At 63.9% G+C, this 20,877-nt stretch carries 22 protein-coding genes and 1 tRNA gene; 12 read left to right on the plus strand and 11 right to left on the minus strand.

What is annotated here, in order from left to right; genetic code table 11:
• Window positions 1-196: 196 nt before the first annotated feature.
• The 7 genes from ABIC90_RS14720 to hemP all read left to right on the plus strand — a co-directional run bounded on the left by ABIC90_RS14720 (window position 197) and on the right by hemP (window position 6,038).
• Window positions 197-2,590, plus strand: coding sequence for a catecholate siderophore receptor Fiu (locus ABIC90_RS14720; RefSeq protein ID WP_354355066.1), 2,394 nt, complete (start codon window positions 197-199; stop codon window positions 2,588-2,590).
• Window positions 2,591-2,681: 91 nt separating this feature from the next.
• Window positions 2,682-3,362, plus strand: a complete 681-nt coding sequence (locus tag ABIC90_RS14725; protein ID WP_354355068.1) for a Fe2+-dependent dioxygenase — start codon at window positions 2,682-2,684, stop codon at window positions 3,360-3,362.
• Window positions 3,363-3,499: 137 nt separating this feature from the next.
• Window positions 3,500-3,772, plus strand: a complete 273-nt coding sequence (locus tag ABIC90_RS14730; protein ID WP_354355070.1) for a (2Fe-2S)-binding protein — start codon at window positions 3,500-3,502, stop codon at window positions 3,770-3,772.
• Window positions 3,773-3,870: 98 nt separating this feature from the next.
• The gene (locus ABIC90_RS14735; RefSeq protein ID WP_354355072.1) at window positions 3,871-4,572 is read left to right on the plus strand and encodes an energy transducer TonB; all 702 of its coding nucleotides are present in this window, start codon (window positions 3,871-3,873) and stop codon (window positions 4,570-4,572) included.
• Between the two features lie 22 nt (window positions 4,573-4,594).
• Window positions 4,595-5,311 carry a MotA/TolQ/ExbB proton channel family protein gene (locus ABIC90_RS14740; protein WP_354355075.1) on the plus strand — a complete coding sequence of 239 codons (717 nt, stop codon included), beginning with the start codon at window positions 4,595-4,597 and terminating at the stop codon, window positions 5,309-5,311.
• A gap of 5 nt (window positions 5,312-5,316) precedes the next feature.
• Window positions 5,317-5,730 (plus strand): ExbD/TolR family protein, encoded by a 414-nt coding sequence (locus ABIC90_RS14745; RefSeq protein WP_354355077.1) that lies wholly within the window; start codon window positions 5,317-5,319, stop codon window positions 5,728-5,730.
• Window positions 5,731-5,828: 98 nt separating this feature from the next.
• Window positions 5,829-6,038: a hemin uptake protein HemP gene (gene hemP / locus ABIC90_RS14750; protein ID WP_354355079.1), complete on the plus strand. Its 210-nt coding sequence runs from the start codon at window positions 5,829-5,831 to the stop codon at window positions 6,036-6,038.
• A 181-nt stretch (window positions 6,039-6,219) separates the two neighbouring features.
• Here hemP and ABIC90_RS14755 read toward each other — a convergent pair whose 3' ends face one another.
• Window positions 6,220-6,627 carry a GlcG/HbpS family heme-binding protein gene (locus ABIC90_RS14755; protein ID WP_354355081.1) on the minus strand — a complete coding sequence of 136 codons (408 nt, stop codon included), beginning with the start codon at window positions 6,625-6,627 and terminating at the stop codon, window positions 6,220-6,222.
• A 165-nt stretch (window positions 6,628-6,792) separates the two neighbouring features.
• Between ABIC90_RS14755 and ABIC90_RS14760 the strand changes: the two genes are divergently transcribed.
• Window positions 6,793-7,494, plus strand: coding sequence for a Bax inhibitor-1/YccA family protein (locus ABIC90_RS14760; RefSeq protein WP_354355083.1), 702 nt, complete (start codon window positions 6,793-6,795; stop codon window positions 7,492-7,494).
• 58 nt (window positions 7,495-7,552) lie between these two features.
• Here ABIC90_RS14760 and rlmD read toward each other — a convergent pair whose 3' ends face one another.
• The 5 genes from rlmD to surE form a co-directional block, all read right to left on the minus strand.
• A complete protein-coding gene (rlmD, locus tag ABIC90_RS14765; protein ID WP_354355085.1) occupies window positions 7,553-8,989 on the minus strand; it encodes a 23S rRNA (uracil(1939)-C(5))-methyltransferase RlmD in 1,437 nt (478 codons plus the stop codon).
• 64 nt (window positions 8,990-9,053) lie between these two features.
• Window positions 9,054-10,034, minus strand: coding sequence for a sigma-70 family RNA polymerase sigma factor (locus ABIC90_RS14770; protein ID WP_354355087.1), 981 nt, complete (start codon window positions 10,032-10,034; stop codon window positions 9,054-9,056).
• A 4-nt stretch (window positions 10,035-10,038) separates the two neighbouring features.
• Window positions 10,039-10,944, minus strand: a complete 906-nt coding sequence (locus ABIC90_RS14775) for a peptidoglycan DD-metalloendopeptidase family protein (RefSeq protein WP_354355089.1) — start codon at window positions 10,942-10,944, stop codon at window positions 10,039-10,041.
• An 11-nt stretch (window positions 10,945-10,955) separates the two neighbouring features.
• Entirely contained in the window at window positions 10,956-11,729 is a 774-nt protein-coding gene (locus ABIC90_RS14780; protein ID WP_354355091.1) for a protein-L-isoaspartate(D-aspartate) O-methyltransferase, read from the minus strand.
• A 1-nt stretch (window position 11,730) separates the two neighbouring features.
• On the minus strand, window positions 11,731-12,489 hold the full coding sequence (surE, locus tag ABIC90_RS14785; protein ID WP_354355093.1) for a 5'/3'-nucleotidase SurE: 759 nt from the start codon (window positions 12,487-12,489) through the stop codon (window positions 11,731-11,733).
• Window positions 12,490-12,616: 127 nt separating this feature from the next.
• Here surE and ABIC90_RS14790 point away from each other — a divergent pair, with 127 nt between their 5' ends.
• Complete coding sequence (locus ABIC90_RS14790; protein WP_354355095.1) at window positions 12,617-13,603, plus strand: NADPH:quinone oxidoreductase family protein; 987 nt, start codon at window positions 12,617-12,619, stop codon at window positions 13,601-13,603.
• An 81-nt stretch (window positions 13,604-13,684) separates the two neighbouring features.
• Here ABIC90_RS14790 and ABIC90_RS14795 read toward each other — a convergent pair whose 3' ends face one another.
• A complete protein-coding gene (locus ABIC90_RS14795) occupies window positions 13,685-14,029 on the minus strand; it encodes an H-NS histone family protein (protein WP_354355097.1) in 345 nt (114 codons plus the stop codon).
• A gap of 799 nt (window positions 14,030-14,828) precedes the next feature.
• On the opposite strand from ABIC90_RS14795, the gene ABIC90_RS14800 reads away from it, so the two are divergent.
• Window positions 14,829-16,061: an NHL repeat-containing protein gene (locus ABIC90_RS14800; RefSeq protein ID WP_354355099.1), complete on the plus strand. Its 1,233-nt coding sequence runs from the start codon at window positions 14,829-14,831 to the stop codon at window positions 16,059-16,061.
• Between the two features lie 419 nt (window positions 16,062-16,480).
• Here the strand turns inward: ABIC90_RS14800 and ABIC90_RS14805 are convergent.
• Both ABIC90_RS14805 and ABIC90_RS14810 read right to left on the minus strand, forming a co-directional pair.
• Window positions 16,481-16,556, minus strand: a tRNA-His gene (locus tag ABIC90_RS14805).
• A 76-nt stretch (window positions 16,557-16,632) separates the two neighbouring features.
• Complete coding sequence (locus tag ABIC90_RS14810) at window positions 16,633-17,268, minus strand: YbhB/YbcL family Raf kinase inhibitor-like protein (RefSeq protein ID WP_354355101.1); 636 nt, start codon at window positions 17,266-17,268, stop codon at window positions 16,633-16,635.
• Between the two features lie 212 nt (window positions 17,269-17,480).
• Here ABIC90_RS14810 and ABIC90_RS14815 point away from each other — a divergent pair, with 212 nt between their 5' ends.
• Both ABIC90_RS14815 and ABIC90_RS14820 read left to right on the plus strand, forming a co-directional pair.
• Window positions 17,481-17,729 carry a GlsB/YeaQ/YmgE family stress response membrane protein gene (locus ABIC90_RS14815; RefSeq protein WP_354355103.1) on the plus strand — a complete coding sequence of 83 codons (249 nt, stop codon included), beginning with the start codon at window positions 17,481-17,483 and terminating at the stop codon, window positions 17,727-17,729.
• Entirely contained in the window at window positions 17,729-18,112 is a 384-nt protein-coding gene (locus ABIC90_RS14820; RefSeq protein WP_354355105.1) for a hypothetical protein, read from the plus strand. Before ABIC90_RS14815 ends, ABIC90_RS14820 begins: the two co-directional genes overlap by 1 nt.
• An 18-nt stretch (window positions 18,113-18,130) precedes the next feature.
• Here ABIC90_RS14820 and ABIC90_RS14825 read toward each other — a convergent pair whose 3' ends face one another.
• Both ABIC90_RS14825 and ABIC90_RS14830 read right to left on the minus strand, forming a co-directional pair.
• Window positions 18,131-18,805: a histidine phosphatase family protein gene (locus ABIC90_RS14825; protein ID WP_354355107.1), complete on the minus strand. Its 675-nt coding sequence runs from the start codon at window positions 18,803-18,805 to the stop codon at window positions 18,131-18,133.
• Between the two features lie 101 nt (window positions 18,806-18,906).
• Window positions 18,907-20,823, minus strand: coding sequence for a peptidyl-prolyl cis-trans isomerase (locus tag ABIC90_RS14830; RefSeq protein ID WP_354355109.1), 1,917 nt, complete (start codon window positions 20,821-20,823; stop codon window positions 18,907-18,909).
• Window positions 20,824-20,877: the final 54 nt, after the last annotated feature.

Genomic DNA, 20,877 nt, shown 5'->3' on the forward strand with positions numbered 1-20,877 from the left:
TCGCAACAATGCGGCCATAACTTTTGCCTTAATCCGCTTACAGTTAAAGCAAATGTATTGAGAAACATTATCATTTGGGTCAATTTGCAAACACTGCAAATTGACTCACCCAGCCAGTCCCCGGTTTTCTCCTGAAAGCGCGCGTGCGACACGCCAGTCGAGTCCCTCGCTCGCAGCCTTTTCGGAGAAATACTTCATGGCCTACATCAAGAGCCGCAAACACGCCGTTGCGCGCGCCGTTCCACATCTCTCGGGCGCTGCCGCCGCAACGCTGATGGCCTTTGCGGCCCCGGCCGCCTTGGCCCAGACCGGCGGCGCACTGCCCGAAGTCCGCGTGCAGGACTCCGCCGGTGCCGACTACAAGACCGACACCTCGGCCAATCCCAAGTTCACCGCGCCGCTGGTGAACACGCCGCAAACCATCCAGGTGATCAAGGAACAGGTCATCCGCGAACAGGGCGCGACCACGCTGACCGAAGCGCTGCGCAACAGCCCCGGCGTGGGCACCTTCTTCCTCGGGGAAAACGGCAACACCAACACCGGCGACGCCGTCTTCATGCGTGGCTTCGACAGTTCGAGCGCGATCTTTGTGGACGGCATTCGCGACCTGGGCTCGGTTTCGCGCGACGTGTTCAACATCGAGCAGGTCGAAGTCGTGAAGGGTCCGTCGGGCACCGACGTGGGCCGCACCTCGCCCACCGGCTACATCAACCTCGTGACCAAAAAGCCCAAGCTGGAAGACAGCTTCCTGGGCTCGATCAGCCTGGGCAGCGCCGACTTCAAGCGAGGCAGCATCGACTGGAACAAGTCGCTCAGCAGCGCCAACGGCATCGGCGCGGCATTCCGCCTGAATGCGGTGACCGAAGACGGCGGCGTGGCCGGCCGCGACATGGTCAACAACAAGCGCACGGCCATCGCCCCGTCGCTGGCACTGGGCCTGAACAGCCCGACGCGCATCTTCCTGGACTACCTGCACGTCAAGCAGAACAACGTCCCCGATGGGGGCGTGCCCACCATCGGCCTGCCGGGCTACTCGACGCCCGACGCCACCGCGATCCGTCGCGGCCTGGCACGCCGCACGTACCTGAACGCAGCGCAACGCGTGGATTCGAGCAATTTCTACGGCACCAGCTCGGACTTCGACAACGTGACGGCGGACATGTTCACGGCTCGCATCGAGCACGACCTGACGCCCGACATCACGATCCGCAACACCACGCGCTACGGCAAGACGTCGCAGGACTACATGCTCACGGCATTCATGGGCGGCGGCCTCACCTCGGTGAACGGCGTGGGCACCCTGCCGGCAGCCAACGCGGGCTTCCTGAACACGGTGATCCCCACGATCCCGGGAAGCTGGACCCTCACGCGCAACCTGCCGACCAACAAGGACCAGGAAAACACGATCTTCACCAACCAGACGAGCGTGTCCGCCAAGTTCAACACCGGCAGCATCAGCCACTCGTTCAACGGCGGCGTCGAATTCATCCGCGAGACGCAGCGCGCCAACAACTTCTACGCCCCGGGCTTTGCCGGCGTAGGCACCACGCTGGCCGCCGCCGGTTCGTGGCCGGTCGCCAATCTGTACAACCCGAATCCGTACGTGAGCGGCTACAACCGCATCCCCAACGGCACAGGTTCGGACGGCAGCACCGACACCATCGGCCTCTATGCCTTCGACACGCTGAAGTTCAACGAGCAGTGGCAGCTGACCGCCGGCCTGCGCTACGACCACTACTCGACCACGTACAACGCCACCGCGCTCGCGCTGGCGCGCAGCGGCAACGGTCCGCAAACCGCAACGGTCACGCCGACCAGCCTGAAGCTGTCGGACAACCTGCTGTCCGGCAAGATCGGCCTGGTCTACAAGCCGACGGAAAACAGCAGCGTCTATGCCGCCTACGGCACCGCCGCGCAACCGCCGGGCGGCGCGAACTTCACGCTGGCCGCCGGCGGCACCGGCAACAGCGCAGCGCGCACCGACTTCCTGCCGCAAAAGGCCAAGACGTACGAGGTCGGCACCAAGTGGGACGTGCTGAACAAGCGCGTAGCGCTCACCGCGGCGCTCTACCGGACCGAGGTCAGCAATGAAGTGGTGCAGGACACTGTCTCGCAGCAGTACTTCCAGACCGGCAAGAAGCGCGTGCAGGGCATCGAGCTGGGTGTCTCGGGTGCCATCACCGACAACTGGGGCGTGACGTCGGGCTTCACCACCATGAACACGCGTGTTCTGAGCGGCCCTTCGGTGCTGGCCGACGGCTCGACCGCCCTCGCCTACACGCCCAAGAAGGCGTTCACCCTCTGGACCACCTACCAGCTGCCGTTCGGCCTGAGCCTGGGCGGCGGAGCGCGCTACAACGGCAAGCTCATGCGCGGCAGCGACGGCGCGGTCGGCACGCCGTCCTATGTCGATTCGTACTGGGTGTTCGATGCGATGGCGTCGTACCGGGTCAACAAGAACGTCGACATCCAGTTCAACGTCTACAACCTGTTCGACAAGGACTACGTGGCGGCGATCAACAAGAGCGGCTATCGCTACACGCCCGGCACGCCGCGCTCGTACAAGGTCACGGCGAACTTCGCGTTCTGATCCTGCTTGCGTGCCGGGCCCGTCCCCGGCACGGTGCGAAACTCTAGCCCCGGCCCGCGCCGGGGCTTTTCTCTTTGCGGAGTTCCTCAAAATGATGCTGCATGTGCCCGACGTGCTCAGTCCCGTCCAGGTGCGCGAAATGCGCGCGGCGCTGGACGCCACGAACTGGATCGACGGCCGGGAAACCGTCGGCGAGCAGGGCGCGCAGGTCAAGCGCAATCGCCAGTTGCCCGAGTCTTCACCGATCGGGCGCGAGCTGGGCGGCGTCGTGCTTGCCGCACTGGCGCGCCACGCGCTGTTCTTCTCGGCGGCATTGCCTTCGCGCTTCGTTCCGCCGCTCTTCAATCGCTATGAAGGGGGCGAGCACTACGGCGTTCACATCGATGGCGCGGTGCGCGTGCTGCCGGGCGGCGGCCAGCAGTTGCGGACCGACCTGTCGTGCACGCTGTTCCTGTGCGATCCGGAAGACTATGACGGCGGGGAGCTCGAGGTGATCGACACCTACGGCTCGCACGAGGTCAAGCTGCCGGCCGGCGACCTCATTCTTTATCCCGCCAGCAGCCTGCACCGCGTGCATCCGGTGACGCGCGGCGCGCGCGTGTGCTCGTTCTTCTGGCTCCAGAGCATGGTGCGCAACGACCAGCAGCGCGGCATGCTGTTCGAACTCGACCAGAACATCCAGAAACTGCGAAACCGGCTGGGCGAATGCGATGAGACGGTGGCGCTCACCGGCCACTATCACAACCTCCTGAGGCTCTGGTCGGAGGTTTAGCGCACGCAAAAAGGCGAAAACGGCCCGTTGCGGAGGTCCGTCGCAAAGGCTGGTAACACCATAGTTATTGCAAATGCGACGGATTCTTATTTATAATCGCTCACATCCAACAGCCAGCCAACTGCCGCTTCACAGCCATGATCGTTTGCGTCTGCCGCCGAGTCTCCGACCGCGAAATCGCACGTCATGTGCGGGCCGGCATGACTTTCGACGAAGTGCAGTTCGAACTCGGCGTTGCCACGCAATGCGGCCAGTGCGAAGGTTGTGCGCGCGACATCGTCGCGCAGTGCAGCGCTTCACACCCGGTCGCCGCGTTGAATCGCGAATCGGGCACCAGAGCGATCCAGCTTGCCAGCTCCATCACGGAAAGCAAGGCATGGAACTCTTCTCGGCACTCGGCGGCAGCCTGATCTTCGTCGCAGGCTCGGTCTGGTGGATTCTTCGCAAGTAATGTCGTAGCGGTTTTGCTGCAATCGGGGCACGTTTCGACGTGCCCGCACTCGAATGGTTGATCGTGTCTGACCGCTTTGCCCCCCCTCCCTCCGCCTTCGGCCTCTCGCGCAATGTAGTCATTGCCGGAAGCGTCATCCTGTTTCACGCGGCCGCGCTCTGGGCGCTGCAAAGCGGGCTGCTGCACCGGGCCGCCGAAGTGGTCATTCCCGTCCAGATATTGAGCCAGTTCATCGAACCGCCCCAGCCCAAGGTGGAGCCGCCGCCTCCCCCACCGCCGCCGCCCCAGCCGAAAGTGACCAAGGCCCCGCCGCCACCCAGGCCGCAGGCCGTCCGCGAACCCAGACCCGCGCCAGCGCCCCAGGCCCCTGTCGGCACAACGGAGCCTCCGCCGCCGCCCGCCCCTCCTGCAGCGCCCGCACCGCCCGCCCCCCCAGCGCCTCCCGCGCCGCCGCCGGCCCCGCCGGCACCGCCCGCGGTGCAGCTGCCCTCGAGCAACGCCGATTACCTGCAGAACCCCAGGGCGGTCTACCCCGCCATGAGCAAGCGGCTCGGCGAGCAGGGCAAGGTGATCGTCCGGGTTCTGGTGGGTGTCGACGGCATGCCCAAGAGCGCGGAGGTCAAGAAGTCCAGCGGCTTCGATCGCCTGGACGAGGCCGCCGTCGAATACATCATGAAATGCCGGTTCGTGCCCGGCAAGGTCAACGGCGTGGTGCAAGCCATGTCCTATGACGCCCCCGTCAACTACGTCTTGAACTAATTTTTCTCTGGAGCAACTTCGTATGGAATCCCATTTCGGCTTGATGAACGTCTGGAACCAGGGCGACTTCGTCACCAAGGCCGTCGCCGTGCTGTTGATCGGCATGTCGCTCGTATCGTGGATCGTGATCATCACGAAGGCCATCGACGTCGTCAAATACAAGCGCCTTGCCAAGAGCTCGGGGGACTTCTGGCACAGCGAAGACTTTGCCACCGCACTCAACAAGCTCGGCAAGGACGACAGCAATCCATTTCGCGCGCTCGCGCTCGAAGGCCGCGAGGCAGCCGCGCACCACCGCAACACCAAGGCCCATTTGCACGACGCGCTGGACGTGAGCGACTGGATCACGCGCTCCCTGCGCAACGGCATCGACGCCTTCACCGCCCGCCTGCAAACCGGCCTGGCCATCCTGGCGTCCGTGGGCTCCACGGCACCGTTCATCGGCCTGTTCGGCACGGTCTGGGGCATCTATCACGCGCTGATGAGCATCGGCTCGGCCGGCCAGGCCACCATCGACAAGGTGGCTGGCCCGATCGGCGAGGCGCTGATCATGACGGCGCTGGGTCTGGCCGTGGCCATTCCGGCCGTGCTCGGCTATAACGCGCTGGTTCGCGGCAACAAGTTCGTGCTGACCAAGCTCAACAGCTTCGCCCACGACCTGCACGCCTACTTCGTCACCGGCGCCCGCGTGCAAAGCGGCAGCGGCGACGCCATCGTCGTCCCGCTCAAGAAGGGCTGAGCACCATGGCCTTCGGAACACAAGACGAACCCGATGAGGTGATGAACGAGATCAACATGACGCCGCTGGTCGACGTCATGCTGGTGCTCCTGATCATCTTCATCATCACCGTGCCGGTGATGAAGCACGCGGTCAACATCGACCTGCCCCGCGCCAGCAGCGAGCCCGAACAGCCCAAGCCGCAGAACATCCTGTTCAGCGTGGCCGCCGACGGCGCCTACTACTGGAACGAACAGAAGATCGACGACAGCGAGCTGCCCGGCCGCCTGGCCGCCGAGGCCGCCAAGGACCCGCAGCCCGAACTGCATATCCGCGGCGACAAGGCCGTGCGCTATGAGCGCGTGGCCAAGGCCATGTCCGAAGCGCGGGAGGCAGGCGTCCGGAAGATCGGGTTCATCACCGAACCGGACACGAAGTGATCTGAACTCGGATTCCGTGAAATAAATCAATCTTCGCGATTGACTTATTATTGAGAATCATTATCATTCACGCATCGCTTCGATAAACGGAACTCCAGATGCCAGCCACACCGAATGCCTTCACTGTTCTGAACCATCCCTCGCTCGACAATTCGGGTAGCGGTCATGCGATCCAGGCATCGCGGCCGGTGCCAATGGTCGAAAGCACGGAGCTTCTCAAAGGAAGCAAAACCGTGGGCATCATGCACAACGGTTCTCTCTACCGGCTTCAAGCCACCAAACTCGGCAAGCTGATCCTCACCAAGTAAAGAGTTTCAGCCCGCCCTTCGCGCAAGTTTCATCGTGGGGCGACTCAAGGAGATTCATCTCCGAAGGGTCGTTTTTTGCTAGCCAACGGTTCGCCGACTAGCCAAGCTTTTTTTCACGCTGAACGTCCAAAAGAAAACGCCGACCTCGAGTCGGCGTTTTGCTTTGTGGACCCGAAAAGGGTCAGAGGCCGAGGGCGGCGATGCCGGCTTTGGCGATCTGGGCGTCTTCGTTCGATTTCACGCCGCTGACGCCGACCGCGCCGATCACCTGGCCGTCCTTCACGATCGGCACGCCGCCTTCGAGCAGGCCGTGCACCGCTGGCGCCGTCAGAAAAGCCGTGCGGCCGCCGTTGATGATGTCCTCGTAGACCTTGCTCTCACGCCGCCCCATCGCGGCCGTATGGGCCTTGGCGGGAGCGATGTGCGAGGAAAGCGCAGCTGCACCGTCCAGGCGCTGCAGCCAGAGCAGATTGCCCGCGTCGTCGGAGATGGCGATGGTCACGGCCCAGTTGTTCTTGAGGGCCTCGGCTTCGGCGGCTGCGGCGATGGCCTTGACGTCGGCAAGTTCGAGGAATGATTTGGTCTTCATGTTGAGCTCTGGTTGCTTTAAAACCCGACAGCATAACGGCGGCCCAGCTTCGATTGCCAGGGGCGTTCAAGAACCTCCTGCACGCGGTCTTTTCATTGCGCCGCTCTTGCAGCCGCCTAGAATGCGCCCAACTGCGTCATTGCAGCAACCACAGGAGCTTCGGCCATGAACGACCGCGTCACCACCCTCGACACTTCCACCGGCTACGGCCAGGCGTTGCCGCAGGCGGAGCGCCAACGCGTGTTGCGCAACACGTACTGGTTGCTGGCCTTGAGCATGCTGCCCACCGTGCTGGGCGCCTGGATCGGCGTGAGCACCGGCATCACGCGCTCGCTCACCGGCGGCATTGGACTGATCGTTTTCATGGCCGGCGCTTTCGGTTTCATGTTCGCCATCGAGAAGACCAAGAACTCGGCGGCCGGCGTGCCGGTGCTGCTGGCCTTCACCTTCTTCATGGGCCTGATGCTCTCGCGCCTGATCGCCATGGTGCTTGGCTTCAAGAATGGCTCCGAACTCGTCATGACGGCCTTCGGCGGCACGGCTGGCGTGTTCTTCGTGATGGCCACGCTGGCGAGCGTCATCAAGCGCGACCTGTCGGGCATGGGCAAGTTCCTGTTCGTCGGTGCGCTGGTGCTGATGGCCGGCGCCATCATCAACGTGTTCGTCGGTTCGTCCATCGGCATGATGGTCATCTCGGTGGTGGCCATCGGCCTATTCTCGGCGTACATGCTGTATGACCTGAAGCAGATCATGGACGGCGGCGAAACCAACTACATCAGCGCCACGCTCGCCCTTTACCTCGACGTATTCAACGTGTTCCAGAGCCTGCTGGCCTTGCTGGGCATCTTCGGCGGCGAGCGCGACTGATCGATCGAAATCAAGGCGAACTTCGCTGAATAACCAAGGGCCCGTAAGGGCCCTTTTCTCATTCCAGGTCGAACACCGCAATCGACTCGACGTGTGCCGTGTGGGGGAACATGTTGACCACTCCCGCAAAGGTGCAGCGGTACCCCGCCTGATGCACCAGCAAGCCGGCGTCGCGCGCCAGCGTCGACGGGTTGCAGCTCACGTACACGATGCGCTTGGGCGGCGTCCAGCCGTCGGTGCGCAGTTCGGGTTGCAGGTGCAGGTCCGCCATCGCCTTGGCGAGGGCGAAAGCGCCTTCACGCGGCGGATCGACCAGCCACTTGTCGGCACTGCCGTCGGCCACCAGCATGGCGGGCGTCATCTCGAACAGGTTTCGCGCCACGAAGCGGGTTGCAGACAGCGCACGCCGGGCGCTCGTGGCCGGCTGGTTCCTGGTGAAGTTCTCCATCGCGCGCGCCACCAGGGTGTCGCTGCCTTCGATGCCGAGCACCTCGCGGGCGCGGCTCGCCAGCGGCAGGGTGAAGTTGCCGAGTCCGCAGAACCAGTCGATGACCCTTTCGTCGGATTGCACGTCGAGCAGGCGAAGGGCCTTGCCCACCAGCGCGCGGTTGATGTGCGGATTGACCTGCGTGAAATCGGTGGGCTTGAACGGCATCGTGACGCCGAACTCGGGCAAGCGGTACGCCAGCGGCGTGCCGCCTTCTTCCAGCAGTTTCACCGTCTCGGGTCCCTTGGCCTGCAACCACCACTGCACGCCCTCGTTGCGCGCCGCAAAGGCTTTCAGCCGGTCGACATCGGCGTCCGACAGCGGCTGCAGATGCCGAAGCACCAGGGCAATCGTTCCGAGCGCCGTGGAGTCCGGCGCGTCGCCGCAGGCCAGCTCGATCTGCGGGCAAGTCTCGCGCGCATCCATCGAGCCGATGAGCGCGCGCAATGGCATCAGCATGGCGCTGACCTGCTTCGGGAGCACGGGGCATACCTGCATGTCGGCCAGGTAGCGGCTCTTGCGCTCGTGAAAGCCGATCAGCACCGTGCCCTTCTTGACCACGTGGCGCACCGACAGGCGCGCACGGTAGCGGTAGTGCCACGCCGGCCCCTCGAGCGGGCGCAGCACGTTCTCGGGGCGCACCTTGCCCAGGTGCCAGAGGTTGTCTTCGAGCGCGCGCTGCTTCACGGCGACCTGGGCGGCGGCGTCCAGGTGCTGCATCTTGCAGCCGCCGCAGGCGCCGGTGTGCAGGCCGAAATGCGGGCAGCCGGGACGCACACGCTGCGACGACTCGCGCCGGATCGTGGTGACCGTGCCCTGTTCCCAGTTGTTCTTGCGGCGATGGACGTTGAACTGCACTTCCTCGAAGGGCAATGCGCCCTCGATGAACACGACCATGCCGTCGGCCTTGTGGGAAACACCCTGCGCGTCGAGGTCGAGCGACTCGACTTTCAGCCATTCTTCGCCGGGGTACGTGGGGACTTTCTTTTCTTCGATGGATTCCGTCATCCCCCGATTGTCTCAGCGCGGCCGCCCCTTCCTGACCGCGCCGCCGGACCGCCTTTTTCAGAAACTAGAACAGCGCATCGCGCCCGATGCCGGAGCGCGCCAGCTGCCGCCGCATCTTGGCCAGCGCTTCGTTCTGGATCTGCCTGACACGCTCCCGCGTCAGGCCCAGCCGCACACTCAGCACCTCGAGCGTTTCGGGCTCGCGATCGTGCAGGCCGTAGCGCCCTTCCAGCACCTCGCGCTCACGCGCATCGAGCGCGTGCACCCATTGGTCGAGCAGGCGCTCCACCTCGTGCGTCTGGGTCACGTCGCTCGGGCTGCCGTGTTCGTCGTCGGATGCCACGGTGTCGGCCAGCGTGAAGCCTTCGTCCCCGCGCGCATCGCCCGCGTCCAGCGACCGCGGCGCCTCGGACAGTGCCAGCAGGTCGGCCACGGCCTGCACCTCGCGGCCGAGCAGCGCGGCGATGTCTTCCACGCGCACACCGTCGGGCCGGCGCGCAACGAACGCGGCATCGCCCTCGAGGGTGCGGCGGGCGCGCAGCACCTGCTGCAGTTCACGCACCACGTGCACGGGCAGGCGGATCGCGCGGGCCTGCGTCATGACGGCGCGTTCGACCGACTGACGAATCCACCAGGTCGCGTAGGTGGAAAAGCGGAAGCCGCGCTCGGGCTCGAACTTGGTGATGGCATGCATCAGCCCAAGATTGCCCTCTTCGATGAGGTCCGAAAGCGGCACGCCGCGGCCCAGATAACCCTTGGCGATGTTGACCACCAGCCTGAGGTTGTGTTCGATCATCGATTGCCGTGCCGCGAAATCGCCAGACCGCGCGGCGCATGCGGTCTGGAATTCCTCGTCGGGCGAGAAGAGCTGGGTGCGCCGGACCTGGCGCAGGTAGATGGTGAGCGCATCGGCCCCTTCACCACCGATCAACTCGGCCGCGGCGCCCTGTGCGGGCGACGTGTCGATCGTCAGCGGATCGACCGAAGGCGCTTTTTCCGCCAGCCCGCGCACGGGCAGCGTGCGGCGGGGGCGGGAGGCAGCCATGGCATTACCGGCCGGGCAGGTAGCGCGAGGGGTCGACGGGCTTGCCCTGGCGGCGGATCTCGAAGTGCAGCTTCACGCGATCTGCATCGCTGTTGCCCATTTCGGCGATCTTCTGGCCCTTCTGAACCGACTGGTCTTCCTTCACGAGCAGCGCCTGGTTGTGCGCATACGCAGTGAGGTAGGTGTTGTTGTGCTTCAGGATGATCAGGTTGCCGTAGCCGCGCAGGCCCGCGCCTGCATAAACGACGCGTCCATCGGCGGCAGCCAGCACGGGGTCGCCCGCCTTGCCGCTGATGTCGTAGCCCTTGTTCTTGGCTTCGTCGAAGCCGGCAATCAGCGAGCCGCTCGCCGGCCAGATCCATCCCAGGTCTTCGTCACCCGAGCTTCCGCTGCCGGGGCTGGCCGGAGAAGCAGTGACCGGTGCCGCAGGCTTGACCGCGGCGCTCGCCCCGGTCGCCGGCACGGGCGCCACCACCGAGGGCGGCGTCACGGGACGGGTGACTGCGCCGTCGGATCCCGCTGTTGTTGCGGGAGCGACGGCCACGGCGGTGCCCGAAGGCGGAATCACGCGCAGCACCTGGCCCACTTCGATGAGGTCCGGGTTGTCGATGTTGTTCCAGCGGACGATGTCCTGCCAGCGCTGGCCGGTTTCGCTGCCGATGCGGCGGATCGTGTCGCCGGGACGCACGGCGTAGTAGCCCGGCTTGCCGTAGTTTTCAATGCCGGGCAGCGGCTTGCCGTTGGCGTCCGTGGTGATGAGCGGACCACCTGGCGTCCCACCCGGTGCCCGCGTCATGGTGCCGCGGTCTTCGACGGGCGCCGGTCCGCGCGGTGCGGAGCAGCCCGCGATCACGAGCACAACGGCCAACGTGATGCCTGCGAACAAACTCCGATTGCCAAAACCCTGCATGTGTTATTCCTTCAAGCGATGCCCGATTTTAGGGGGACAAAGTGAACCGCCTCAAGAATGAGACGCTCCAGTCCCCGGGGGGTCTTGTCGATGACGACAAGGGCCTGTCCGCCGCTTGCCGAGTGGGTCGGCGCGACGATGCGCCCGCCGACCGCAAGTTGCGCGATCCAGGCCTCCGGCACGGCTTCTCCGCCGGCTGCGGCGATGATCCCGGCGTAGGGCGCGCCCTTGGCGTAACCCACCATGCCGTCGCCCAGCATCAGATGCACCGTGGCCAGCCTGAAGTGGCGCAGATTGGCACGCGCCCGCTCGTGCAGGCCGCGAAGGCGCTCGATGCTGTAGACCTCGGTGGCCACGTGGTTCAGCACGGCAGCCTGGTAGCCGCAGCCGGTGCCGATCTCCAGCACCCGGCCCAGGCGATCCTGCGGCTTGCCGGCGAGCGCGGGGGCGCCCAGCAGCAGCTCGATCATGCGTGCCACCACACTGGGCTTGGAGATCGTCTGCCCGAGGCCGATCGGCAGGCTCGTGTCTTCGTAGGCCTGGTTGACCAGCGCGCTGTCGACGAAGCGATGCCGCTCCACGGCACTCAACGCGCGCAGCACGCGCGGATCGGAAATGCCCTGGGCCGCGAGCCTTTGCACCATGCGCGCGCGCACGGCATCGGACGCCATCGAAGGCGTGGACGGCACCATGGGCTTCACCGGTACGGCAGGCATGCGCCCGCGCGTGGCAGCCGAAGCGGTAGGTGTCAGGCGAACCGGGAAACTGGGCCGTTGCGTCGCCATGTCAATTGCCCAGGCGGGCAACCGTCTCGCGCCACTGACCCAGGTTGGCGTGATCCGTCAGGTCGATCTGCAAGGGCGTGAGCGCGATGTGGCCTGCGGCGGTGGCATGGAAATCGGTGCCCTCGCCGCTGTCCTTGGCGCTGCCGGCGCCGGCGATCCAGTACATGGTCTCGCCGCGCGGACTGTCTTGCGTGATGACTTTTTCCGCCGCATGGCGACGGCCGAGGCGGCACACCTTCACGGGCTTGAGTTCGTCGAACGGCCGGTTCGGCACATTCACGTTGAGCAGAAAGGCCGGGCCGCCGAGCATGCGCTCGCGCTCGACCTGCTGCACCAGCCGCCGCGCCACCTGAGCCGCCGCATCCACGTGCGCCCAGCCTTTTTCGATCTGCGAGAACGCTATCGCGGGAATGCCGAACAGGTAGGCCTCCATGGCCGCGCCGACGGTGCCCGAATAGATGGTGTCGTCGCCCATGTTGGCGCCGTTGTTGATGCCGGACACCACGAGGTCCGGCCGGTAGTCCAGCAGGCCCTTGAGCGCGATGTGCACGCAGTCGGCCGGCGTGCCGGTCACGTAGCGGAAGCCGTTGTGGGCCTTGTGCACGTAGAGCGGTGCGGCAAGGGTCAGCGCATTCGACTTGGCGCTGTTGTTGTGCTCGGGTGCGACGACCTCGACATCGGCGATGTCCTTGAGCGCATCGTGCAGAGCGACGATGCCCGGCGCCTGAAAGCCGTCGTCATTGGAAATAAGTATCTTCATGGTGCTTCTGGGTGCACAGGATTGTAGGCGTCGGGTGCGTCGCAGCAGGGACAAGGCCGGCCCGCGGCGGCCCCTATCATGCCCTCAGTCATTGCCTCAACATTACCCATCCGAAGGAGACACTTGCATGCACGCATGGCTTTGCGAAAACCCCATTGGCGTCGACGCGTTGACCTGGAAGGAACTGCCGACGCCCACGCCAGGCCCGGGCCAGGTGCTGATCGAGATCAAGGCGGCCAGCCTCAATTTTCCCGATCTGCTGATCGTGCAGAACAAGTACCAGATGAAGCCGCCCCTGCCCTTCGTGCCGGGCTCCGAATATGCAGGCGTGATCCAGGCGGTCGGCGACGGCGTGACGCACCTCAAAGTCGGCCAGAACGTGGCCTGCCTGTCGGGTACCGGCGGTTTCGGCACCCACACGCTGGCGCCCGCGGCGCTGTGCATGCCGCTGCCCGAAGGCTTCGGCCATGTGGACGCGGCGGCCTTCATCATGATCTACGCCACCTCGTGGCACGCGCTGATGGACCGCGCGCAACTGAAGGCCGGCGAAACCGTGCTGGTGCTCGGCGCGGCCGGCGGCGTGGGCACGGCGGCCATCCAGATTGCAAAGGCGGCGGGCGCCAAGGTAATTGCAGCCGCTTCGACCGACGAGAAATGCGAGCTTTGCAAATCCATTGGCGCGGACGCCACGATCAACTACACGACGCACGCATTGCCCAACGGTTTTCGCGACGCCGTCAAGGCGGCGACCGACGGCAAAGGCCCCGATGTCATTTACGACCCGGTGGGCGGCGATTTTGCAGAGCCCGCATTTCGCTCGATCGGCTGGCGCGGGCGCTATCTGGTCGTGGGTTTTGCATCCGGCCCCATTCCGTCGCTGCCATTGAATCTGACCTTGCTCAAAGGCGCCTCGCTGGTCGGCGTGTTCTGGGGCGATTTCGCCAGACGCGAACCCAAGGCCAATGCACAGATGATGGCCGAATTGGCGCAATGGTACGGGCAGGGAAAGATCAAGCCGGTGATCGACAGCACGATGCCCATGGCGGAATTGAAGGCCGCATACGCCCACATGGGCTCGCGCGGCGTCAAAGGAAAACTGGTGATGGTGAACTGAGCCAGGCTCGTTTCAATGCCCAATAAAAAAGCCCGCTCATGCGGGCTTTTTTATTGGCAAATGCTCGGCCAACCGGGGCGCTTACTTGATTTCGTAATCGGAAAGCGACTTGCCCGCCGCCAATGCCTCGGTGACCCACCGTGGCTTGCGACCGCGGCCGCCGGACCAGGTTTCGCCCGTCGGGCCGCGGTATTTGGCGGCTGCCTTGGGTGCTGCTGCAGCCGTGCTGCGCTTGGCGGCTGCGCCGCGGCCGCCGAGTTTCAGGTCGGAAGCCGTCAAGCCGAATTCCGCAATCTTCTTGCGCAGCTCCTCGATCACGCCCGCGCGTTCCTGGTTGCGCATTTCTTCGGCCTGCTTGCGCAATTGCGCAATCTGCTCGTCGTGCTTCTTGATCTGGGAATTGATATCGGCAAGGGTCGAAGCCATTGTTGGACTCCTGTAAATTGAAAACGGGTGGAGTTTAATTCAATTTACATTTGTCGCAAGCGCATCGGCAGCAAAAAAACGACCGCTCAATGAAAGCCGGTGCAACAACGCGCAACGTAAAGCGCACCTGTCGGGCGCTTTATTCGAGGCGAAGGCAGGAAGGACGGAGGTAAAAGTCCGTTGCGCGCACAGGCAACAAACAGAGAGCGCCGGAAATGACAACGCCGGGTAAACCCGGCGTTGGATTCCTTTGAAAGCTTTTGAGAAATAGCGTCGACAGAGCATTTTTGGGGAGCCAATTAGACCAGCCCTCACAAGTGCCGAGTCAAAATTTGTTGCGCCAACGCGACATCCATACAGACCCCGGTGTAGTGGACCACGAATTCAACCGCATTCCGAGGTCGACGAGGTTCAGCCGGGAAATCGCTCTCGCGGACTGGACCGCGCCCGTCGGACCCACCGCATGCACTCACCTGCCTGAGCTTAAGGGCCCATGCATTGGATGCGCGATCGCGGGAACCACAACCCTTTGGCGTTCACTCGAATGAATACTTTTCAAATAAGGGTAAACCCGTGAATTACTACTCAATAACTATTGCAGCTTTATTGCGTTATGACACACTTGACCTCTTTGAAGTTTACAGTCGGATCACTAACACACTCTCGAGGAGATTCAGTGATTTTTTTCCGATTTTTGGTATTGGCGGCCACTGCCGCTCTATTGGCGGCTTGTGGGGGCGGCGGTCATGGCGGCTTTGCATTTCCGTTCGTCCCACCTACGCCACCTGCGCCTCCGTCAATGCTGACCGTCGGCGGCAACGTCAGCGGACTGGCTGTACACGGCCGCCTTGTGCTTCAGAACAATGCAGGAGACGACTTGCGCATCACTGCGAATGGCCCCTTTAACTTCCCCACGCCTGTCGCGCAAGGCGCCACCTATGCAGTGACGGTCGCAACTCAGCCCGCATGGCAGCTTTGCACTGTGACCAACGGTGCTGGAACGGCCAATGCCGCGGTGAGCAACATCACGGTGGAGTGCACGCAGGCTCGCGTCGAAGTGACTACGTTCGCCGGCTCAGGCGCTTTCGGCAGCATCGACGGCACGGGTACCGCAGCGTCGTTTGCCTACCCGGCCGGCGTGGCAGCTGATGCCGGCGGCAACCTGTACGTAGCCGACGCCTTCGGCCATACCATCCGAAAAATCACTCCCGCCGGCGAAGTCACTACGCTGGCCGGCTCTGGCGCCAAGGGCAGCGCAAACGGCAACGGTATCGCCGCATCGTTCGCCCATCCGTCTGGTGTCGCCGTGGACGCCCATGGCAATGTTTATGTAGCTGATAACAACAATCATGCAATTCGAAAGATCACTCCTGCGGGAGAAGTTTCTACGCTGGCCGGCTCTGGCGCCGAGGGCAGCGCAAACGGCAACGGTACCGCGGCATCGTTCGACCATCCGCACGGTGTAGCCGTGGACGCCCATGGCAATGTGTATGTAGCCGACAGGGGCAACAATGCAATTCGAAAGATCAGCCCTGCCGGGGAAGTTACGACGCTGGCCGGCTCCGGCGCGCCAGGTAGCGCCGATGGCACAGGAACTGCTGCATCGTTCAACAGGCCAGGGGCTGTCGCCGCAGATGCCAACGGCAACGTCTATGTAGCCGACACGGGCAACCGCATCGTTCGAAAAATCTCGCCTGCAGGCGAGGTCACAACGCTGGCAGGCTCTGGAGTGCAAGGCAGCACCAACGGCAACGGTGCCGCTGCATCCTTCGATGCTTTGACTGCCATTGCATTGGACACGAGCGGCAATCTCTACGTGGGCGATGAGAACAGCAATTTGATTCGCATGATCTCTCCGTCTGGCGACGTCACGACGCTCGCGGGCTCTGGCGCCGCGGGCAGCACCAATGGCTCGGGCACCAACGCATCGTTCAGTGGCCCTCTTGGCATTGCCATTGACGGGAATGGCAACCTTTATGTAGCCGACGTCAATAACAACATGATCCGCAAGCTCGCGTCCGTCGCCCCGTGAGCTGGAAAAATCGAGGCGCGAGCTGATCACGATCAGGGGCGACTTACAAAAAGCTCCTGATTGGCTGAAGGCGATGGGGGACCGCTCGCTCATGAGACGCCGTGTTACGTGTGCCGCGTGACGAGCCCCCTTTTTTTGAAGCCGCTTAAACGCCAAGCAGCAGCGTCAGATGCAAAAAAGCGCTCCACGCAAAGTCAATTGCGGAGCGCTTTGTGCACGTTTCACGACCTTTGCGGCCACTACACGACGTATTTCAAATCGCAGTTTGGGGACAGGCCGAATTGCACGCTGATCCGAAGACCAGAGTTTGCTTGTAAGAAAGCATCCGGGAGGTGTGCCGCCAGCCGCACTGAATTCCCAAAATGGGAATTTCTGGACTATGTTGCTATCAGCTCGATAGCAACGAATGGCGAATTAGTTGGGGTGGCTGATGGGACTCGAACCCACGACGACCAGAATCACAATCTGGGACTCTACCAGCTGAGCTACAGCCACCGCAGAGCCAGCGATTGTAGCGTCAAAAAACGCGATTCTGGTCCGGGCTCGCAACGACGTGGCTTGAAATTCACATTCAGCCTGCCGCCAAAGGCCCGGCCGGCACAACCCTGCCCTCTTCGATCTTGATCGAGCTGTCGGGCCGTTCGAAGCTGCCGATCAGCAATCCGCTGGCGATGGCGTGCTCTTTCAGGGCATCGAACACCTCGTCGCGGCCAGGCGCCTCGGAGAACACTGGCGTGCCGGCAAGCGCGAACAACTGAAAGGCGTAGCGATGGACCCCATGGCCGGGCGGCGGGTCTGGCGGCAACCATGCCGATTGCAAGCTGGAGTTGCGTCCGACGTGCAGGCCGGTGTCTTCGTCGTCGCTGCTCGCAATGGCGCCCTCCGGCAAACCGCCGTCTTCAGCTTGCAAACCCACCACGATGGCATGCACCAACGGATTCGGAGTGGGCGAATCAGCGTCTTCGACGATCAGCACCAGCGACGCGGCCCCCGCCGGCAGTCCCGTCCATTGCAACGGCGGCGACACGCCTTCGCCATCCGCCGTGTAGCGCGGCGGCAGCGGCGCATGGTCGGCAAAGGCGATGCTGGTGAGCTCTATGGATGCCATCCCCTCGCGCAGTCCAAGCGTGTTGAAAACGATGTTGTCCAGCCCGGCGCGCACACCATGCAATGCGCGACCGATCGCCTCAGGTAAATTTTCAAGCATGCGACCGGTATAGCCCCGCCCCGGACGCCGCGCTGTAGGACGCCGCAGCGCCCTCGCCACTGCCGGGTTCGGCAGAAATTCCCGCTCACATGTTCGACGCGGCCACCGGATGCGGCTGCCCATGGTGCTCCGCTATCATCGACGCGGCCCGTGCAAAGCTGCCCGGAGGGCACGGCCCCAAGCCACATCCACTTCACCAAAGGAATTTCTACATGAGCATCGTCTGGACTATTCTGATCGGGTTCGTCGTGGGTCTGGTGGCGCGCGCCGTCAAGCCGGGCGACGATTCGGCGGGCTTCATCGTGACCACGCTGATCGGCATCGCAGGCTCGCTGATCGTGACCTACGTCGGTCAATCGATGGGTTGGTACATCGCAGGCCAGGGCGCCGGCTTCATCGCCTCCGTGCTGGGCGCGATCGTGCTGCTGGTCCTCTACGGCCTGATCAAGCGCAAGAGCTGATGCCCGCGCGGCCGCGCCGTCGCGAGAGCGGCGAGGCCGCGAAACCCAAAGCGCCTCGCAAGCCGCGCGCCAGGCACCACGTGTATGTTGTCGAGCTCGACGATCGCGTGTGGAACAGCAGCCGTTTCCGGCGCGCCAACCCCGGCTACCAGCTCGGCAAGCCCTTCGTCTATGTGGGCATGACGGGCCTGGACCCAGACATCCGCTTCGACAAGCACAAGGCCGGTATCCAGGCCAACAGCTTCGTGCAGGAATTCGGCTTGCGCCTGTTGCCGGCGCTCTACGAGCACCACAACCCGATGCCTTACGACGATGCGCGCCTCATGGAGGTCGACCTCGGCATCGCGCTGCGCAAGGCAGGCTATGGCGTGTGGCAGGCCTGATCGGCAGCGGTGCCGCGCTCAGGAATAAGTCACCCAACCCTCGTGCGCCGGCCCGTCGAGATGCGGCAACGTGTTGTAGGTCACGAGCATGTGGCGTTTGGGCGTGAAGGCGAACTCGGTCACCGATGTGTTGCGGATGCGCAGGTTGAGTTCGATGGTCGTCTCCGCGCTGGTGCCGAGCACATGGCCCACCGCAGTGCTGATCGGCCCGCCGCTGGAGACCACCAGCACCTTCGCACCATGGTGGCGGTCGCGCACATGGTCCAGCGCAGTGGTCACGCCGGCAAGAAAGTCCACATAGCTCGGCATGCCGACCGGCTTTGTCCTGCCCTGCATCCACGCCCCCAGGCCGTCGCGCAGCAGGCGGAAGTGATGGCGGTACATCTCGGGTGAATCGGGCTTCTCCAGCTTGCCTTCATGGATCGTGGCGATCACCGCCTCGCTGTCGTACTCGTTGAGTCCCGGCCACGGCAGCACGTCGTCGCGCTCCAGGCCCTGGCCTTTTGCGATGCCCTCCCAGGTCTGGCGATGGCGCTTCAAGGTGCCGGTGATGACGGCATCGAAGGCCATGCCGCGCTCGCGCCAGTATTCACCCAGGCGCACCGACTGCCGGTGCCCGAGCTCACTGAGGTTGTCATAGTCGGCGGCGCCAAAACTGGCTTGCCCATGGCGCACGAGGTAGAGGGTTCCCATGCACAGGATTCTGGCAACAAGCCGGAGCCCCGCTTGTCCCTCGTGCGACCAAAAAAAAGCCCGGGTCATCGACCCGGGCCTTCGCTCGTCGCGGTGCCTTGTCAGCGTGCGGCGGCCACAGGCAGCGTGTCGGCCGGCTTCGGCACCAGGATCTCGGCCTTGAAGCGTTCCTTCAACAGGTTGTAGTACGCCGCGGCTTCGGCCGCCGTGACCGATTGGCCGACCTGCGCGCTTTCCTGCTGCGCCTGCTCGGGCGTCGGCGGCGTGCGCGGAACCACCTTGGTCACGCGAACCACCACATAACCCTGCGTGCCCAGATCCACGCCCACCAGCGAAGGCAGCTTGGCTGCATCGGCGCGCAGCGCGGCATCGATCACCGGAAGCGGCTGCGACTGGGCGTCGATGCGCGACACTGTGACAGGCGCACCGAAGGTCGCGCCGTCCGCCTTCGCGGTCCAGGCCGCGAGCTTGGCTTCGCCTTCGGTCTTGGCGAGCACCGCGGCGCGTTCGGTGACGAGCTGCGCGCGGATCTTGTCCTTGACCTCGGCCAGCGGAACCGGATGCGCGGGCGTGTACTGCGTCACGCGACCCGCGGCGAGCTGGCTGGAGCCCACTTCGATCGTGTCGGTGTTCTGCTTGCGCTCCAGCGCATCGCCTTCATACAGCGCGCTCAGGAAGTTGCGGCTCGCCAGCGCGCCGGTCGCGCCCGGTGCCGGCGTGCGCGCGACATTGTTCGCCGTATGGATCGTGAGCTTGAGCTTGTCGGCTGCGGGCTTCAGGCTGTCGGGCTGCTGGTACACCGTGTCCTTGAAGATCTCGGCGGCTTTCGCGAACTCCTGCGTGGCCTGCTGGGCGCGGAAGTCGCTTTCGATGGTGGCGCGCACCTGCTCGAAAGGCGGCACCACCGCCGGCTTGATGTCGGTCACTTCGATGATGTGATAGCCGAACTCGGTTTCGACGATGCCGCTGATCTCGCCCTTCTTGAGCGCGAACATGGCGTCTTCGAAGGGCTTGACCATCGCACCCCGGGTGACGAAGTCGAGGTCCCCGCCCTTCTCGGCAGAACCGGGGTCCTGCGAGTTCTTGCGTGCGACGTCGGCGAAGCTGCCGGGCGCCTTCTTCACCTCGGCCAGCAATTGCTCGGCCTTGGCTTTCGCCTTTTCACGATCGGCGGCCGGCATGCTGGTCGGCGCCGTGATCAGGATGTGGCTTGCGCGACGCTCTTCCTTGGTGCCGAAGCGCGCGTGGTTCGCTTCGTAATAGGCCTTGAGATCGGCCTCGTTCACCACAACGTTTTTCTTGGCCGCGTCCAGGTCGAGCACGAGATATTCGATGCTCGCCTGCTCGGGCGCCTGGAACTGCGAGGTGTGGTCCTTGTAGTAGGTCTCGATGTCGGCGTCGCTCACGGTGACTTTGGGCGCGAAGCTCTCGGGCGCAAAGCGCGCCACCTGAATCTCGCGGCGGTCGTAGAAGGCATTGACGGTGGCGGCCACCAGTGCGGGCGGCGTGAGGGCCGTGCCCGAAATACCGAGCAGCACCTGCTGCGTGACAACGTCTGCGCGCACCGAGGCTTCGTACTGCTCGGGCGTGCGGCCCGTCACGCGCATGAAGGTCTCGCGGTCAAACTTGCCGTCGGGGGTTCGGAAGGTGGCCAGGCCCTGGTCCTGCGCGAAGAGCCGCGCCAGGCGGTCTTCGGACACCGTCATGTTGGTCTTGGCCGCCGCGGCGGCCAGTACGCGATCGCGCACCATGCGCTCCAGGGTGGCATAGCGCAATGCATCGGACTCGAGCATCGTCGCGTCCACGTTGGGCGACTGCTGGCGGATGCGGTCGGTTTCAATGCGGTGCTGCGCATCCCACTCGGGCTTCGTGATGTCGAGGCCGTCGACGCGGGCCACTTTCTCTTCGTTGCCGGAGCCTTGGTAACGCTCGACACCGAAGAGCACGAACGAGGGAATGATCAACAAGAACAAGAAAATCATGACGATCTTGTTGTACTTGCGGAAGAAATCAAACATGCTTGAACACTCTTTTTCGACGGATGTCGGACGGCAATAAAAAAGGCGAACTGA

This window comes from Variovorax boronicumulans, assembly GCF_040544675.1.
GTDB classification, from domain to species: Bacteria; Pseudomonadota; Gammaproteobacteria; order Burkholderiales; family Burkholderiaceae_C; genus Variovorax; species Variovorax boronicumulans_D.